Origin of the sequence: Trichocoleus sp. FACHB-46 (genome assembly GCF_014695385.1) — a bacterium.
Lineage (GTDB): Bacteria > Cyanobacteriota > Cyanobacteriia > FACHB-46 > FACHB-46 > Trichocoleus.
Genome location: NZ_JACJOD010000074.1, coordinates 1 through 16,435, shown reverse-complemented (window position 1 = coordinate 16,435; position 16,435 = coordinate 1). Strand labels below are relative to the sequence as shown.

Genomic DNA, 16,435 nt, shown 5'->3' with positions numbered 1-16,435 from the left:
CAGCAGTTAAAAGTGCGCTTGGAGGCACTGACGGATGAAGTCGTGGCATCGATTACGGGACGGCAGTCTATCTGGGATGCTCTATCTGTCGCCAGAATTTAGAGAATTGGTATAACGATCCAAAAGATGAGTGAAATTGTAACGGTGGGTGCTCTATCCGTTTCCAGATAGCCCTCAATCCGACTCCCTTAGCCTCTCAAAGTGCCGTTAGACAGACCTCCCCAGATAAGAGCGTGAATTGTCCCGCGGCAACCGCGTCATTTACTGTGCCCCTTGAACCTTGGTTTCGTTGTGTTGTGCCAACTCACCCAGGGGTCTCAGCCTTCTATGACGTTTCTGTTCGTCGGCTCGTCGGTTTGCCGCTGGCTTCCAGATCCTCACTCACGAGAGCACCCTTGCCTTAAGCTAGGAGTTGTCGTCACTCGGCTCCAAGACTTTCGAGCATTTGGACATTGGTTCTCCTCCAGGGGACTTTCACCCCATTAGTTCACGCCCATGCTGGGCGTACACAATCCCGTTGCACGCCGACCGCATAAAGGCAGTTAGTTGAGTCCGAAAGGTTGTTAGCGGCGGGTGAACGGGAACGTTGTACGCCTTCCCCTTAGGTTGGTGTCCCTCCTATGTTCCTTGCAGGTAAAGCTATGCTTTGTACCCCCAACCTTCTTTGACGATAGCTTCCTTGCTTTAGCGCTGCAAATCCTTAACCCTCCTACTCATAATGGCTACCAGAAGTGTCACCAGTCATCAATGGCTCATACTTCATATAATCGCTGCCACCCGCATGAACAAACCCATGCTCAGCCAGCCATGCTTCTGCGGCTTGAAAATTTAGTTGGTATTCATCAGAGTTGGTAAACTCTCCAACAACCTCATCAGTGCTTGTATTTTTAATCTGAGCGCCTGTTTGATTCTCGTGGGGAACCAGGGTTACTTTTAGCCCTTCTTGGTGGGTATTCATGATGTCTTACCTTTAAAGAGTTGAACTGTTTTGTGTGGCTTTACCCATAGGGTGTGTCTGCAAAGTAAATTTTGTGAAGAATGAACTACCCCGCCGCAAGCAGCGGGGTATCAGCATCAAAAGAGGGCTAATTGCTCAGCTCGGTGTAGTTCAAATACTCCTTGCCTTGCTCTTTGACATACCTCGCAATCATGCCTTCATCCCTATGCTTGCCTACCGTACTGGCAAAGTAGCCGTCGCTCCAAAACTCCCCTCCCCACAGCTACTTTTTCACCCCTGGGCATCGTTTGAATACCTCTCGCGCTGTTAAGCTCTTGAGCATCGTCACCAACTTCGTCACACTGTACGTCAAACACAGCGCGTCGATACTTTGTGGGAAACACCAAGTGATATAGCAAAACAGTAACGTTAGGGCTCTTGTGAATGTACTCACTCATCCTGGCATTTTACGCCCCGAGGGGCGGGGAATTCACCCGTAGAGATTCAAACAATTTTGCAATCTCGTGGGAAGTTAAAACCTTAGCTTGACCGTGGCCATCTACTTTCACTTCAGCCGCCTCAACAATTACCTGAATTAATTAAACTTTCTTCAGGTAAAACGGTCAAAGCATTGATACGCCGTTGTTACATCTAAAGGGGAAAGAGCAGTTAATCCCAGCTTATCGATCGCTTCCCACTCAGAGGGGCTGAAACCCTGATTCTGTCGTTAACCGATAAGTTTTGCTTAATTCCCTGGTTCTGTCAGCGTCACCTTTACCTCTAAATTGCTGAAGGGACTGGTTGCTGCAAAGGAATCCGAATCCTGAACTCAGTTCCTTCTCCAGGAGTTGAAGAGCACTCCAGTTTGCCGTTATGTTTCTCCGTGATGATCTGATAGCTAATAGACATCCCCATGCCAGTACCCTTGCCCAGCGCTTTCGTCGTGAAGAAGGGGTCAAAGATGCGTCGTTGCACCGCCTGAGGAATGCCAATCCCATTGTCCGCGATCGCCACTTCTATCCAAGCTGCATCAACCATTAATGTGCGGATGGTGATGCGACTGGGATGGTCTTTCAGTTCTTGATACGTGTGCTTGGCATTGTTCTCTTCGATCGCATCAATAGAATTAACCAAGATGTTCATAAACACTTGGTTGAGCTGCCCGGCGTAGCATTCAATTAGGGGTAACGTCGCGTAGTCTTTAATAATCTCGATTTCTGGCCGCTCGGATCTGGCTTTGAGACGATGTTGCAGAATCAGCAGCGTGCTGTCGATGCCTTCGTGAATATCCACAGCCTTAAATTCAGCTTCATCCATCCGTGAGAAGTTGCGTAAGGACAGAATAATCTGCCGAATGCGATCGGTTCCTAGCTGCATCGAAGCCAGCATCTTGGGCAGGTCTGCTTGCAAAAATTCCAAGTCCATCTCTTCCGCCGCTGTTTGAATCTCAGGGGCGGGATGAGGATAGTGCTGCTGATACAGGTGCACAAATTCTAGTAAATCTTCTGTGTACTCCTCTACATAAGTCAGATTGCCGTGGATGAAGTTGACCGGATTGTTGATTTCATGCGCCACTCCAGCTACCAGCTGCCCCAAGCTCGACATTTTTTCGCTTTGCACCACTTGAGCCTGAGTCCGTTGTAACTCTGACAACGTGTTTTTGAGTTCACCCGTGCGTTCTTCAACTCGCTCTTCTAAGACTTCCTTGCTGTGCTCTAAAGCCGTGAACAACTCCCTTAGCCGTCCTGCCATGTGGTTGAAGGAGTGGGACAGCATATTAAATTCCTGAATATTGCTGGCTGGCACCGTTTGGTCTAGATTGCCAGAGGCCATGGCTTCGCTGGCTTGATTCAAACGGAGAATCGGACGAACCAGCCAACGAGAGGTAAACAAGCCTAAGGCTATGGCCACCACCAAGGCACCAAAACAAAGCACGAGCGTGGTGCGGGTATTGGCATTGATTTGTGCCATGAATGTATTTTCTGGCACCCCTGTTACCACTAGCCAATCTAAACCATACTGGTCTTGCCAAGGTCTAACATTGACAAAATATCGTTCTCCTTGCACTTCAACTTGAAAATCCGTATCTTGAGTGATTGATTGAAACCCGTTGAATGATTGAATGGACTTGGCAATGGTTTGAATCGTAGAGTTCGGGCTATTGATCGCCTGCAATCGCTGAACTTCGTTGTTGCTGTTTCTAAATGGCTTTTCTGTGCCAGCATTAGCAATTAAGTTGCCATCTCGCTCCACAATAAACACTTGCCCAGACTTGCTGATATCTAAACTGCGCAGAAAGTCACTCAGTTTCAGCAGATGAATATCGGCATCAATCACGCCCAGTAGTTGATTTTGCGAATTATAAATGGGGCGACCGGCTGAGGCTGCCAAGTAGGGACCGTAGGGAGAATTCCAGACATAAACTTTTGCCCAAGTGGGCTTACCGGCTTTCAGGGGAGCGGCATACCAACTTTCGGTAAAGTGATTGTAGCTGTACCTTCCGATAACACTCAAGCGATCGCCTTGGTCATTGGTTGCATAAGTGCGTGCACTATTGGGCAATTGAGACTTCCAATCGTCAATGGTGACAGTTTTACCGTCGTAACGAATTGCTCCAAACCCCTCTCCTGTGACTAAGCCAATTCCAATAAAAGTTAGGTCATACGCTTGCATTTGCTCCCAAAAGTATTTACCAGTTGCTTCGCCATCACGCACATTCAGCAATCCTTGGCGAATCGCAGAGGCATTAATCTGGCTCAACTTTTGAGGGACAGAGAGATAGGAATTCAAGTGTTCATTGATCACATCACTGGTGCGATCGACCAGCTTTTCTGCGATTTCATTGACCGCTCTCTGGCCATTTGTGAAAGACAAATAACCAACGAGACCCACAGCTCCAAAAATCTGAAGTACAAAGGGCACCACCAGAACGATCTGTAGTGGAAACGCCTGATTTCTAAGGAACTGTCGGAGCTTCATTATAAGAAGGGAAATCTTAGATTCATCTCTTCATAGACTGCCCACAACTGCATCCTGATCATTAGAAACCCGATGTACTCTTGATACTCAGTAGAGCAAGTTGCTCCAGAAAAATTCGAGTTCTGCGCTTTAGGGGTATGGCAACGATTCGTGTAAAAGAGGGCCATTTGCCTTAAGTTCCTGCCAGAAGTGAAGTTGCAGTTAAGGGCAGTGAGATTTATGAGCACCTATTTCAAATGGACTGAATCTGGCTTAGATAACTCAAAAGCTATGCTTTGAAGTTGTTATTCTGTCGTAGCGATTAGTTGCTTTTGGAGTCAGAGGGCTACCCATACAATGTAGCAGCGGGTAAGCGCTAGAATGGCAAGCTATGTCAACCTGCTTAATTACAATAGAAGTGGCTTTACAAGATTCGGCTTTAGCGTTGGAAGCAGTGATTCAGGCTGAATTGCAAAAGCGAGGAGAGCCGTTTCAGTGGGCGGTGACAGACGTAGATTGTCAGCGACAGATAGTTTCAGTGGATGCCCTGTTATGGCTGAAACCTGAGCTCAGTTAAATCCTCTTTAAGAGGGAAACAATCAATAGTGCAAGATGCAAGCGTCCCGTCAGAACAAGGACAGACAAGTTCCAGCGATCGCTTTTTCTTAGCTACTGTATTAAGGTCAAAGCTGCGATCGCCCCTAACTAGAAGTGTCGTAAATGCTTCAGCCTTTTGTCTGAAGCTCAAACTTTCACGCCTTCCTGCCCCCTAGACCCGTACTCAGTCTAGTCAACCAGCCAATGCAATGCCGTGAATCCCAGAAGCGATCGCTTTTGGAGAAGGAACAGAGGCAGCTAGATGCTGAGTTCTTAAGCTGACCCACACTTTGTACTCAGTTCTCTTACAAGTAATGCAAGCTTGAGCGCCATGCTCCGTTAAAGAAAGCGCCAAGGCAAAAGCTTTTTGCCTATCTTCAGCCTTGCAGGTCGTGCAGAGGCGATAGATTTCCCTGTCAGAATACATTCCCTCATGAAGTTCGTTCTGGTACCAAAATTTGAAGGGCTGAACGAGGTCATGAGATAGCGCTAAGGGGTACATGTAAAGCCTTTGATGTCACAATCCCATTCTTTGTTAAGTTTCAAGTATACTGTGTGATTAAAGTTACACTTAACTGAAACTTTAACTTCCGTAGCGTACAAAGCTTAATCCCACTCTAAAATTCTCTTGGAAGGGTAAATATCAAAGGTTAGGTCTAGACACTCTACAACTAACCCTTAATCTGTGCACACTCGACGAAAGACCCAGATGAATAATCCAGATTCTAGTGATTGGGTTGAAACACCCTTAGAGGCTACTTGGCAACTGAGCCCTCACCATGAAGGTAGTTGGGAATGGTCGCCGGAGTTAGCTGCCTGGATGCGGTTAAAACTCGAAAGAGAGTTAACCCCTGAAGAACTAGACGATATATTGCGGATGAATTATTGCAGCACCCTAGATGAACTAATTCAACGGCTGAGTGTGCCTAAGCATTTGTAGGTGATCCCCTCTGGTTAAAACACAAAAGTTTTAGGCTTTTGTAGTGACTCTTACCTCACAAGACGATCACACGAATGAATCAGAAGCTCAAAACCGCCACCGCCCCCTCCAGTCGCAACCCTGAAATCTCAAGATACCGTTGAGGTGCCTGTAAGCTATGGGGCTCGGATATCTCCTGAATTACTCGCAGTGGCACCCCTGCACTACTCATCTGGGTCAAAGCCGTACGTCTAAAACTGTGGGTTCTAACTTCTATCGGGTCCAAGCGGTCGCGAGCGTGTTCGTTGATGACGGACTCAGCCATCAAGGCCTATCAAAAAAGCGATTGTGGATTACTTCCAAAAGAGAAGCGAAGGACTGAAGCCGCGAGACATTTCTAGAGCTTCTTTATCTGCCCTAAAGAGTGTCTCCACTGACGAAATTCGTATCTACATGGATGAACTTGCCACGCTAAATATTTTGAGGTGCGAAGGCAATATTTTCTACTTAGAATAGCCTGGCTCTGTCGGGCACCCGACACAACCCGACAGCCCGACAGGAAAGGCTAAAAAGTGCTGTCGGGTCATACCCGACAAGGGACACGACGCCCAACACGACAAACACGACACCCGACAAAAAACGACAGTTACCCAACAAGTTGCCCGACAGCAGTCGATACAAAAATCTCTGTTATAAACTGGCGGGAATTCTGTTAGAAAAAACTAATAATTTGATGACTACTGGTTTGCCGATTTAAACACTTCTATCTCGATAGCTAGCGTCCTAGGTATGTATCAAGAACTGTTATGTATTTTACCAAATCGACTATTGCATCATTATCGCTTTTCCCCTCTCAAAACTAAATTTTTAGATAAATGTGTTATTTACTACGCAGTACTGCCAAAACTTAATAAAGAGTAGAGTTATCGCGTTTAGGCATTGCATGTATCCCCTAGTGCTATCACATGACCTCGTTCAACCTTTTAAGTTCTGGTATCAGGACGAAGTTTGCGAAGGCATGTGCTCTGATATGGAAATCTATCGCCTTTTGAGTACACATAAGGCTGAAGATAGGCAAAAAGCTTTTGCCTTGGGGATTGCCCTGGAAGAGCATGGGGCTCATGTTCGCATCACTTGCGTGAGGCATGAGTGTAAGGTCTGGGTTAGCTTAAGAACTCTGCATGTGGCTGCATTAGTTCTTGCTACGTCAGGGGCAAAGACGGTGTAGGGACTTATTTCGGGCTTTGAACGTTGTACCCACGGCTACACGAACTCAAACCTGGAAGCTACACGTTTAGTTAAGTTAATGTGCTTAGAGCTACATCATGACCTTAGTGCCTCTATCATTTTCTTTGACGCTACCCCGCTTTTTTTAGCAAGAAAAAATGTGTCCGATTTGGTAGCAAGTTGTTATCGAGATGACGTTGCTTTAGAACTGGAGGCAATATTTTGGCTGCTGACAACCTAAAGTTTCAGGGCTTCAAAATTCTGGTAGTAGATGATGAGAAGCCTGCCTTAGAGATTATGGACGTTGTCTTGAGTTTTTACGGTGCAGAAGTGATAGCAACAACCTCAGCTCTGGAAGCCTTGAGACTTCTCCAGGAAAGGCAGCCTGATTTAGTGGTCAGTGACATTTCCATGCCTGGAATGGATGGACATGACCTTATACGCTGCATTAGAGGCTTAACTCCAGAGCAAGGAGGCCAAGTACCTGCATTAGCCCTAACCGCGCTTGGAGACCCAAGAACGAAGCAGAAGGCGCTCACAGCAGGTTTTCGGTATTTTCTTACCAAGCCAGTTGATCTTCCTGAGTTGGTTGCGGTGTGTGCAAAACTCATCAAGACTTCGCCAGGATGCTAACCACACCCGGTCTAAACAGCAGAATGATGGTACTGCTGGATTATGAGGTTATTAGAACTGGTGATCGCAACTTTCACTTCACGAATCAGCTCTCACCTCGTCTCTGTCGAACCCGTGCGGGTCGGGTGCCACTAAAAAAACGACCGCTCCCTCTTCTACCTCGAGGAGCGATCGCTTACCTTTTGGAACTTGATTTTACTTTGTTTTGTATCACACTACACCTAATAAACCTTTGGTTAAACCAGTATTACCCTGTCACTGCGCCGTTAATGAATGACTGAGGCGACAAATAAGCGGGTACATTCCCCCATAGGCACCAAGGCTATCCTTTGAGAAGATAAGAGGTATAAAAGCCGTCAGCTAGCATTTAGTACCCAAAGCGCATATTAAAACCGTTGGCTGGCATTTAATATTTCAGAAGCAGCCTCGATCACTAGATTGAGGCTGCTTCTTTTGGTATTGAGATACTTAAGTCCGAAGTGTCAGCTAAATTCTTCTACGTAGTTGATCAACTTAAGCCCCTTCTGCTGGGCTAGTTCCAAGGCAAATTCGTAAGCCACTGGATAGTCCGCTTGGCTAGAGACAAAACGGCCTGGTCTGTAATCTGACCCATTGTCGAGGTAGAGCACAACGGCACTTTGCTCGACATAGATGGAGTAAAGAACCACTTGTGTCGTCTTAGTACTCATGGAAGTAGGCAGGCTTGCAGGGAATTGCTGTATTCTCCACGCCGAGCGGTACCAGTGAAAACTACCAGCAGAAGTAATAATCTTTCGTAGCCCTAGCCACATGAGTGATTAATGTGGGCTGAGATCGTAGGAACGCGATCGCCCCTCTAGCTTTTCCCCTGAGTTGCGCAATCAAGCTTTCCCGCTCGCATGGCTCAAGCAAATGTAGCTAATCGAAATGCTGGATACAGGGTCTAAAAACCTAGATTTGTGGAGATGCAGGCAATTGCATGCTTAATTTTGTTCATCCCATTACGATGGCCTAACCAGAGTCGGCAAGCCTCATTCACCAGCCCTTTTTCTGTATCCGTTAAAAGTTCTTCTGGTTTTTCTGCTGCCAAAATCTCGGCGGCTTGTAAAGCGAGTGAGTATTCCACACCGCCCTTAATAAACTGAGCTAGGAACACTTTTTGCTGTGCATGCGATGATTTTGCGGCGCTAGTGTCGCTCAACATAGAGAATAGAACGATTTTATTTGATTAGCTTCTCCTTACCTCTAAAGATGCCACCACACCCCTAGGATAGATATTGATGAGATCGTTTATGGAATAAGTGATTGCATTTTACTGGCCCTATTATTGCTCTGCTCAAAATCCAAAGTTTTTAGAACATCAAAGCTGGGCTTAGGTTTTGCGTCACTAGCGCGATCGCCAGCAACAAGTTGAGGTGACAGAGCTTTGGCGAGATTAAGCCAAATCAGAGTGTCTTCAGGATGGGGCAAGAGGGGCAATGTGTGCAGAAATGACGCCAAGTCTTCTAGGCAGAGGTAAGGTAGGCTCGTGAAATAAGGGTTTTCAACCCAATAAACAGTTTCATTCTGAATCGCGGCAGTTTTGAGGAGATAGCCTTGACTTAAGGCAAGATTGACCACCGCATTCATGAGTAACCCCCCGGAATCGTTAGGCGTTATGGCTTTGTTAATAAACTTCAGTATCAATTAAGCCACTTAAGATACTCATCAGCAAAGTTGATCAATCTGCTCCGCTCCATGATGGAAGAAGAGCCGAGCTAAGCGAGTATAACCGAATCGCCTCTTCTGCAACTCAGCCAGGCGATCGCCCTTGTCCGTCACCTACTAGTAAAATCCGCATTTCTGGAATCTAAAAGCTGTAAGGCCAAGATTTCTATCGTGATTCCAAGCTATTCAGTGTACGTAGTAATATATACCTAGGCGGGGCAACCTAAAAAACACCTCATTAAATATCTTTATGAACCTCGATGAGTTTGAGGCCCAGGTTAAAGACGTGCTTGAAGTTGGACTCAACCGACTCCAAACGGTCACACTTTTGGCCGTCAACCTAGAGCAACAGCTCGAATCGACCCGACAAAGCATCCAAGAGCTAACTCAAGTCATTGATAACTTCATTACTGCCGAAAAGCAAAAACGAGACCAAGGCTAGAACTGAGCCCCTCTTAATGGCGAAAGGACTATCCAGCACAAACTATTTCAATTGCGACGACTAGCTCTTCTGGGTGGCTCGGCTTGACAAAATAACCCTGCACTCCCAATTGCAGGGCTCGTTGGCGATCGGCTCGAAAGGCGAATGCTGTAAAGACAATGACAGGGATATGCTGAAACTCTATGTTCTGTCGCAGTGCTTCTAGTAGTTGGTAGCCACTGATGTCGGGTAACTTCAAGTCTAGTAAAACCACATGCGGCTGAAACTGAGCCAGAGTTGAGAAAAAGCTGCTGCCCTCTGCCAAACCCAGCACTTGATAGCCTTGATGAGTGAGGTAGTCATTCAGTAGTAATCGATTAAAGTCATCATCCTCAACTAACAAGACTCTTATCTCTGGGCTCGGTTCAGAAATCGGGGCATCTGGCATGTCACTGCTTACGGGTGAAGGGCAAAGCTAAAGCCTGGGTCAAAGTTACAGCCTTTGAGCTTTTGCATGTTGCATAGTTTACATAGCTCAGTGATCAGATTCCTAGACTCGATCGCCCCCTCCAGCTCCACCCCTAAGAAGCAAAAGCTAGGAGATGATGCAGCGTGATTGCTAGCTCTATGCCCATCAGCACTTAAGAAAATAGCCAGAGAAACACGCTAGGGCAATTGGAGCGGTGTAATCCGATACAAAAAGTAAATTTAATTGATATTACTTACTTTTTGGTAATGCTTTATTTTATTTGGGAAAACTATAAGTAATTGCTCATGCGGTAAATATTCCTTCCGTTAAGTATCAAGAGGCCGGACCTTAACTCAGTGTTGTGAGGGGGATAACTGATGCAGCGAAATGGGATGAGTGAAGAGCCAGACATCAAGTCACGCCTGAGGGGCATTTCAATTCTCTTAGTTGAAGATGACCCAGACACCTTAGCGATATTCGATTTGTTTTTAACTCACATGGGAGCTACAGTCGCTACAGCAACAACAGTGAAAGCAGCTCTCAAAATGGCGGAAGAGGTTCAACCAGATATTCTGATTAGTGATCTCCAGTTACCCGATGGCAACGGTTATGATCTGCTCGACATGATTAGAAAACTTCCATCGAGTTCATCTAAGCTAATTCCTGCGATCGTGATGACGGGACACAGTACACCCTTTTCAGAACCTGCTTACAATCAAGGGGCGCTATCGGGCGGGTTTCAAAAGTTCTTGGCCAAACCCTTCAATATTGATGAGCTACTTGCCGCGATCGCTGAATTCACCAGAGGTGTAGATCAAGACGCACACGTTTACTGCTGCGATATCTGAGCTGCAAGTTAAGAATTCGGAAGTGGCATAAGTTGGATATGGTGAAAGTATAAATGGGAACATTTGTGTAAGTAGTCCCATTCGCTCTCGTACTTTCACCCATGAAGACACAGGATACCCACCCGAAACGGGCAATCTCGTTGCAGCTGCTGCTGATTGTTCCATTCGTGGTGCAAATCTTCGGGGCGGTGTCTCTCGTGGGATACTTGTCCTTCTACAACGGGCAAAAGGCCATCAACGCACTGGCGAGTCAGTTGATGGACCGGACCAGCAAGGCAGTCGATCAACATCTCGACTCGTATCTCTCGGTGCCACACAAACTTTTGCAGATGAATGCCGATGCGATCCGTCTGGGGTTTTTAGATGTGCGAGATCCTAAAATGCTGGAACGCTACTTCTGGCATCAAATGCAAGCCTATGACCTAAGCTACATCGGTTTTGGCTTGGCTACTGGGGCCGGGGGAGGTGCCGGAAGGTACGATGGCAAAACAGTTGTGATTGATGAATGGCGTTCTTCTAATGGGTCCAATAACGCTTTGAGCTATGGGACTGACCAGCAAGGCAACCGGACCCAGGTGGTGAGCACTTTTACTTGGAACAACTTTAAGGAGACCTGGTATACCGAGCCTGTCAATGCCAAGAAGCCGGTGTGGTCGAGAATCTTTACCATCAATTACCCGAACCATCCCTATGTGGTGGCCTCAGCGGGTCGTCCACTTTATGACGCGAACAATCGTTTGCTAGGCGTGGTGGCAATCGATATTCACTTGTTGAAGCTCAGTGATTTCCTGCGTAATCTGCAAGTGAGTCGTGGGGGCCAAGTGTTTGTCTTGGAACGAAATGGTTTATTGATTGCCAACTCCGGGACCCAGAAACCTTTTGTGGTCGTAAAGGATGAAATTCAACGACTGAAGGCGATCGACAGCCCTAACCCGGTGGTTCGCGGTGTGAGCCAGCAACTCCAGCAGCGCTTTGACAGTTTTCAAAAGATTGCCACGAGCCAAAACTTACAGCTCTCTTTGCAAGGGGAGCTCTACTACGTGCAAGTCACTCCTTGGCGCGATGAGTACGGCTTGGATTGGCTGGTCGTGGTCAGCGTGCCAAAGAGTGATTTTATGGCCCAAATTGACGCCAACACTCAGAGCACCATCTGGCTCTGCTTCGCAGCCTTAGGAGTTGCCTCTGTGCTCAGCGTGTTCACCTCTCGCTGGATCACACAGCCCATCCTGGTCTTGAATCGGGCGAGTAAAGCTATTGCTTCGGGTCAGCTAGACCAAACTGTGAAGGAGAGTGGAATTCAAGAACTCGATGGCTTGGCTAGCTCATTCAACTACATGGCGGGGCAATTGCAGGAGTCGTTTACGGCTTTGGAAGAGAGTAATACAGAGTTAGAATCTCGCGTCGAAGCCCGCACGGGTGAACTCAAAACCACCCTAGAAGAGTTGAGGCGTAGTCAAGCTCAGGTCATCCAGAGTGAGAAAATGTCCAGCCTGGGCCAACTGGTAGCCGGAGTCGCCCATGAAATTAACAACCCCATCAACTTTATTCATGGCAACCTGACTCATGCTCAGGAATATACCCAGGGATTACTAGAGTTCATTCAGCTCTATCAACAGCGCTATCCGGACCCCGGACCTGACATCGAGAGCGCAGCGGAGGAGATTGACCTAGAGTTCTTGCAGGCGGACCTGCCGAAGATGCTAACGTCCATGAAACTCGGCAGCGATCGCATCCGGCAAATTGTGCTATCGCTGCGGAACTTCTCACGCATGGATGAAGCCGAGATCAAGCCAGTCAGCTTGGATGAGGGCTTGGATAGCACGCTGATGATTTTGCAGCATCGGCTCAAAGCTCGACCGGAGCGACCTGAGATTGAGGTGATCAAAGACTACGCCCAGTTACCGCTCGTCGAGTGCTATGCCGGGCAGCTCAATCAGGTCTTTATGAACATCCTCGTCAACGCGCTGGATGCCCTTGAAGAAGCAAATGCAGGCCGAAGCTATGCCGAGATGCAAGCTCATCCGAGTCAGATTAGGATTGAGACCGCTTTAATGGATGCCAAGTGGGTACAAGTGGCGATCTCAGACAACGGACCTGGGATACCAGAACAGATCAAACAACGGATTTTCGACCCCTTCTTCACCACGAAACCCGTGGGCAAAGGAACAGGGATGGGGATGTCGATTAGCTATCAAATTATCACTGAGAAACATCAGGGTCATTTGAGATGTTTCTCCACACCCGGAAAAGGGACTAAGTTTGTCATTCAAATTCCTATCCGACAAAAAGCTGTGAGCTGACCTAGATGGATATGCCCTTACTCACAAGATGAGGTGCGGTAGTAGGGACGTCATTCAAGCTAGAAGCCGAGAGGCAAATTCCCCAGTCCAATAACTGAGCGATCGCTTTGGCAGTACCTTCTGTAATTCTAATTGCACTGTATTTTTATACTTGTCTTACTTAAGATAGACCCAGAACTCGACAAGATCCCTGTAGTTTGAAAGTAATTAATTATGCTTCTACCTCTCTGGATTATCACTGAGATGGGAGTAGCTCTGTTCGCTAGTAATACTTGTAGATATGGAATTGTCTAATCAAGCTTTACCTCTTGAGGGTGTCCGCTTACTTCTCGTAGACGACCAGGTCGATATCACTAAAATTGTCACCTGGATTCTTGAAGATGCGGGAGCGGAGGTGGTTGCTGTCCATTCTGCGGAGGAGGCGCTCAGGGCCGTGGAAGGTTTCATCCCCGACATTTTGATTAGCGATATCTGTTTACCTGACATGAATGGTCATTTACTGCTCCAGCATCTGCGAGAGCGAATTGGAACTCTCCAGCTTGGACCCACCCAGGACATCCCCGCGATCGCGCTCAGCGGTTACAGCAACCCATCCCTAGACAACGGAAGTAGCCAGGGGGCCGTCGCAAGTTTTCAAAAGTACTTGGCAAAACCCTTTGATCTGGAAGAGCTAGTGAGATTAGTAGCAGAGCTCAGTCAGGCTCAGAGCAAAGTGCAACTAGTCTCCTAGCACTTTTACCTGGAACTCAGCTTGATTCGCAAAGATACAAAAAACTTGAGTCATGCTAGTCAGCTCTAGAAGCATCTTGGCTTGATCACCCAAAGAGCATAAAAACAACTGTCCCTCACCAGCCTGAATATCTTTGAGAATCATGACCAACATTCCCAAGCCATGACTATCCATAAACTTGACCTCTTGGAAGTTAATCAAAAAGGTCTTAATTCCTACCTTAAGGGCATCCTGAATTTCCTCGTGAAGGTGATTAGCCGCAGTACCGACTAGCGATGAAGGAGGATAGGAAATGACTACGGGATTAGATTTCATCAGGAGCTGCCTTGTTAGTTGAGGTTTACTTGTGATATCCGAAATAACACCAGTGAATGCAGGGTACTCATCACTGGCCTTACCTAAGCGATCGCCTCCCAACTCCTTCTAAGATTGGGAATGCTCTCTAGTCACTAAACTTCCAAGTGCCCCTGTTAGAGGTCTAGGATTCAGGCATCTTCTTGCGGCATCTCTCCTGCTGAGCGGCGATCGCCGCATTTGCCTAGGAGGCTTTGAGTTATATGTAGCGATAAGAACTTTGTTGTCAAAATTCTAAGAAAGATTGGATAGGTATAAAATTATACTTAACCAATTTAGTCAATGGTTTGACGATGACCGTATTAGTAGGTGAATGTTTGCTCTCTGAGACAGGTCATTTCTATCGAGTTGTAGAAGATGCTGATGACGTTATTTCCCTAACAAGAGTCAACAGCTTTACAGTAATTGCCTTCAAGAGAGGTTCGATTCAAACTCTGTTCCGTCCTTGTGCTTGCTCTAAAGCTGGAGACTCCGTCAAGGGATGGCTACCGATAGAGGCCGATTAGCTTTGTCATGACCTTTGACACCAACACTCTGAATTGAGAAATATAGACTCGCTCTTCTACTGGGGCTTAATTAGCAGTACGGTCAATCCCTTCACCCCTCTTCATAAGTCTGATCGCTAGCTATATAATTTTAGAAATTAAACTAGCAACAACTACAGTCCCTGGTTCAGGTTGAATCTGGGGACTTTTTGTATAAGGATCAGCCTGAAATTAGAGATCAATTGAGCAGCAAGCACTCAGCCCAAAATCAGAAAATTTCTGAATCTCAAAACTTGGTTTAAATTCTGCGTCACCAGAGCGATCGGCCCTCTAACTTTTCCCCTGAGTTGCGTAATCAAGTTTTCCCGACGCACAGCTCAGGCAAATGCTAATTCTACTATGAAAGAATTAAATAGTTGGCTATTAAGCTCAGCTTTAGTGCTTTAGCAGAAGTTGTCCAAGTGTGGAGGTGACATTGCAGGCGCTTCAGCAGGCAATTGCTGCTTTGAGCTTTGGAAGCGATCGATTAAGCTTGCCAATACTGTAATAAACTCAACCGGTTCCACTGGCTTGGGGACATGGGACTGAAAGCCTGAAGCTAAGGCTTTGATGCGGTCTTCTGTACGCGCATAAGCCGTTAGGGCGATCGCCGGAATTCGACCTCCTTGCTCTGGCGCTAAGGCGCGAACTTGACGAATCAGCGTGTACCCATCCTCACTAGGCATGCCAATATCACTGACCAATACGTCAGGTTTTTGGTCAAAAGCGGACTGGATGATGATAGCTAAAGCCTCTCTAGCGGAGGCCACGGTCGTGGTCACGGCTCCTCTTTGCCTTAGCAGCATGGCTAACAACTCGCGGGCATCGATTTCGTCATCTACAATCAAAACTTTCAAGCCATCTAATCTCGGTGTGTCCAGCAGAGGAGCTGTATCACTGACAGTAGGATGTACTCGTTCCATGTCTGTTGGTTCTGGACGAAAGATGGTAATGGGTAGATTGACCATGAAGGTAGCTCCCTTGCCTTCACCGGCGCTGGTGGCATCAACACTTCCCCCATGCAGTTCTACTAAGTGACGGACAATCGCTAAACCAAGGCCCAACCCTCCATGTGCCCTAGTAGTAGTACTATCTGCTTGCTGTAAGCGCTCAAAGACATAAGGTAGAAACTCAGGGCTAATTCCTTGCCCAGTATCACTCACAGTCACCTCGATATGAGAATTGATCCGCTCTAAACGAATCTGCACTCGACCACCTTTGGGGGTGAACTTCACGGCATTGGAGAGTAAATTCCAAAACACCTGTTGCAGGCGATCGGAATCACCCGAAAGAGGACCAGCATTGGGGTCTAAGACACTTTGCAAGCGAATATCTTTGGCTTCTGCGGCAGGTCGGATGGAGTCGATCGCGGCCTCAATCACCGAAACTAGGATTACCGGACGAACATTTAAGCGCAGCTTGCCAGTAATAATGCGAGAAACATCCAATAGGTCATTGATGAGTTGATTCTGCGCCCTCGCGTTTCGTTCGATTGTCTCTATCGCCCGATTTGTCGTGGCTTCATCGAGTTGTCTAGAACGCAGCATGGTTGACCATCCCAACATGGCATTCAGGGGTGTCCGCAACTCATGGGAGACAGTAGCGAGAAACTCATCTTTCAGTCGATTGGCCCGGGATAACTCCTCTGTTTGTTGCCGCAGTAATGCTTCAACTTTTTTGCTTTCGCTCAGGTCAAGCACAAAACAGACCCAAGCGAGCTCGTCACTTTCGAGTCGTGCAGCTCCCAGCAAAATGGGAACCTGACTGCCATCTTTACGAATGTATGCCTTCTCGAATGGGGTGCAACTCCCAGAGGCAGCAAGTTCTTGTAA

Annotated in this window: 19 protein-coding genes and 1 pseudogene; 8 read left to right on the top strand and 12 right to left on the bottom strand. The window is 47.1% G+C overall.

The features are described 5' to 3' along the window. Window positions 1-709 precede the first annotated feature (709 nt). The 3 genes and pseudogenes from H6F72_RS27310 to H6F72_RS27300 all read right to left on the bottom strand — a co-directional run bounded on the left by H6F72_RS27310 (window position 710) and on the right by H6F72_RS27300 (window position 3,916). On the bottom strand, window positions 710-958 hold the full coding sequence (locus H6F72_RS27310; protein ID WP_190442840.1) for a hypothetical protein: 249 nt from the start codon (window positions 956-958) through the stop codon (window positions 710-712). 116 nt (window positions 959-1,074) lie between these two features. After that, a pseudogene (locus H6F72_RS27305) lies at window positions 1,075-1,395 on the bottom strand (transposase). A gap of 322 nt (window positions 1,396-1,717) precedes the next feature. Then, complete coding sequence (locus H6F72_RS27300; protein WP_190442839.1) at window positions 1,718-3,916, bottom strand: ATP-binding protein; 2,199 nt, start codon at window positions 3,914-3,916, stop codon at window positions 1,718-1,720. A gap of 370 nt (window positions 3,917-4,286) precedes the next feature. On the opposite strand from H6F72_RS27300, the gene H6F72_RS27295 reads away from it, so the two are divergent. Beyond that, window positions 4,287-4,472, top strand: a complete 186-nt coding sequence (locus tag H6F72_RS27295) for a hypothetical protein (protein WP_190442837.1) — start codon at window positions 4,287-4,289, stop codon at window positions 4,470-4,472. A 213-nt stretch (window positions 4,473-4,685) separates the two neighbouring features. Here H6F72_RS27295 and H6F72_RS27290 read toward each other — a convergent pair whose 3' ends face one another. Continuing rightward, window positions 4,686-4,919 (bottom strand): hypothetical protein, encoded by a 234-nt coding sequence (locus H6F72_RS27290; protein WP_190442835.1) that lies wholly within the window; start codon window positions 4,917-4,919, stop codon window positions 4,686-4,688. Between the two features lie 282 nt (window positions 4,920-5,201). Between H6F72_RS27290 and H6F72_RS27285 the strand changes: the two genes are divergently transcribed. Then, window positions 5,202-5,432 carry a hypothetical protein gene (locus tag H6F72_RS27285; protein WP_190442832.1) on the top strand — a complete coding sequence of 77 codons (231 nt, stop codon included), beginning with the start codon at window positions 5,202-5,204 and terminating at the stop codon, window positions 5,430-5,432. A 79-nt stretch (window positions 5,433-5,511) separates the two neighbouring features. Here the strand turns inward: H6F72_RS27285 and H6F72_RS27280 are convergent, their stop codons facing one another. Together H6F72_RS27280 and H6F72_RS27275 are read right to left on the bottom strand one after the other, a co-directional pair. Further along, the gene (locus H6F72_RS27280; protein WP_190442829.1) at window positions 5,512-5,736 is read right to left on the bottom strand and encodes a tyrosine-type recombinase/integrase; all 225 of its coding nucleotides are present in this window, start codon (window positions 5,734-5,736) and stop codon (window positions 5,512-5,514) included. A gap of 182 nt (window positions 5,737-5,918) precedes the next feature. Then, the gene (locus tag H6F72_RS27275; RefSeq protein WP_190442827.1) at window positions 5,919-6,092 is read right to left on the bottom strand and encodes a hypothetical protein; all 174 of its coding nucleotides are present in this window, start codon (window positions 6,090-6,092) and stop codon (window positions 5,919-5,921) included. A gap of 768 nt (window positions 6,093-6,860) precedes the next feature. Here H6F72_RS27275 and H6F72_RS27270 point away from each other — a divergent pair. Continuing rightward, window positions 6,861-7,271 (top strand): response regulator, encoded by a 411-nt coding sequence (locus H6F72_RS27270; protein ID WP_190442824.1) that lies wholly within the window; start codon window positions 6,861-6,863, stop codon window positions 7,269-7,271. A gap of 482 nt (window positions 7,272-7,753) precedes the next feature. Here the strand turns inward: H6F72_RS27270 and H6F72_RS27265 are convergent, their stop codons facing one another. The 3 genes from H6F72_RS27265 to H6F72_RS27255 form a co-directional block, all read right to left on the bottom strand. Next, window positions 7,754-7,960 (bottom strand): hypothetical protein, encoded by a 207-nt coding sequence (locus H6F72_RS27265; RefSeq protein WP_190442822.1) that lies wholly within the window; start codon window positions 7,958-7,960, stop codon window positions 7,754-7,756. 233 nt (window positions 7,961-8,193) lie between these two features. Then, on the bottom strand, window positions 8,194-8,454 hold the full coding sequence (locus tag H6F72_RS27260) for a hypothetical protein (protein WP_190442819.1): 261 nt from the start codon (window positions 8,452-8,454) through the stop codon (window positions 8,194-8,196). 86 nt (window positions 8,455-8,540) lie between these two features. Further along, window positions 8,541-8,879, bottom strand: coding sequence for a hypothetical protein (locus tag H6F72_RS27255; RefSeq protein WP_190442817.1), 339 nt, complete (start codon window positions 8,877-8,879; stop codon window positions 8,541-8,543). Between the two features lie 328 nt (window positions 8,880-9,207). Here H6F72_RS27255 and H6F72_RS27250 point away from each other — a divergent pair, with 328 nt between their 5' ends. Further along, the gene (locus tag H6F72_RS27250) at window positions 9,208-9,399 is read left to right on the top strand and encodes a hypothetical protein (RefSeq protein WP_190442815.1); all 192 of its coding nucleotides are present in this window, start codon (window positions 9,208-9,210) and stop codon (window positions 9,397-9,399) included. 28 nt (window positions 9,400-9,427) lie between these two features. On the opposite strand, the gene H6F72_RS27245 is transcribed toward H6F72_RS27250, so the two are convergent. Next, window positions 9,428-9,826: a PleD family two-component system response regulator gene (locus H6F72_RS27245; RefSeq protein WP_190442813.1), complete on the bottom strand. Its 399-nt coding sequence runs from the start codon at window positions 9,824-9,826 to the stop codon at window positions 9,428-9,430. A 398-nt stretch (window positions 9,827-10,224) separates the two neighbouring features. Between H6F72_RS27245 and H6F72_RS27240 the strand changes: the two genes are divergently transcribed. The 3 genes from H6F72_RS27240 to H6F72_RS27230 all read left to right on the top strand — a co-directional run bounded on the left by H6F72_RS27240 (window position 10,225) and on the right by H6F72_RS27230 (window position 13,725). Further along, window positions 10,225-10,695: a response regulator gene (locus H6F72_RS27240; RefSeq protein WP_190442811.1), complete on the top strand. Its 471-nt coding sequence runs from the start codon at window positions 10,225-10,227 to the stop codon at window positions 10,693-10,695. A gap of 101 nt (window positions 10,696-10,796) precedes the next feature. Further along, window positions 10,797-12,995 (top strand): ATP-binding protein, encoded by a 2,199-nt coding sequence (locus H6F72_RS27235; RefSeq protein ID WP_190442808.1) that lies wholly within the window; start codon window positions 10,797-10,799, stop codon window positions 12,993-12,995. Between the two features lie 280 nt (window positions 12,996-13,275). Further along, entirely contained in the window at window positions 13,276-13,725 is a 450-nt protein-coding gene (locus H6F72_RS27230; protein WP_190442806.1) for a response regulator, read from the top strand. Here H6F72_RS27230 and H6F72_RS27225 read toward each other — a convergent pair. Continuing rightward, entirely contained in the window at window positions 13,714-14,040 is a 327-nt protein-coding gene (locus tag H6F72_RS27225) for an STAS domain-containing protein (RefSeq protein ID WP_190442804.1), read from the bottom strand. The genes H6F72_RS27230 and H6F72_RS27225 overlap by 12 nt on opposite strands. 332 nt (window positions 14,041-14,372) lie before the next feature. On the opposite strand from H6F72_RS27225, the gene H6F72_RS27220 reads away from it, so the two are divergent. Continuing rightward, complete coding sequence (locus H6F72_RS27220; RefSeq protein ID WP_190442803.1) at window positions 14,373-14,585, top strand: hypothetical protein; 213 nt, start codon at window positions 14,373-14,375, stop codon at window positions 14,583-14,585. A gap of 422 nt (window positions 14,586-15,007) precedes the next feature. On the opposite strand, the gene H6F72_RS27215 is transcribed toward H6F72_RS27220, so the two are convergent. Continuing rightward, window positions 15,008-16,435, bottom strand: a 1,428-nt coding sequence (locus H6F72_RS27215; protein WP_190442802.1) for an ATP-binding protein, incomplete at its 5' end; no start/stop codon positions are given.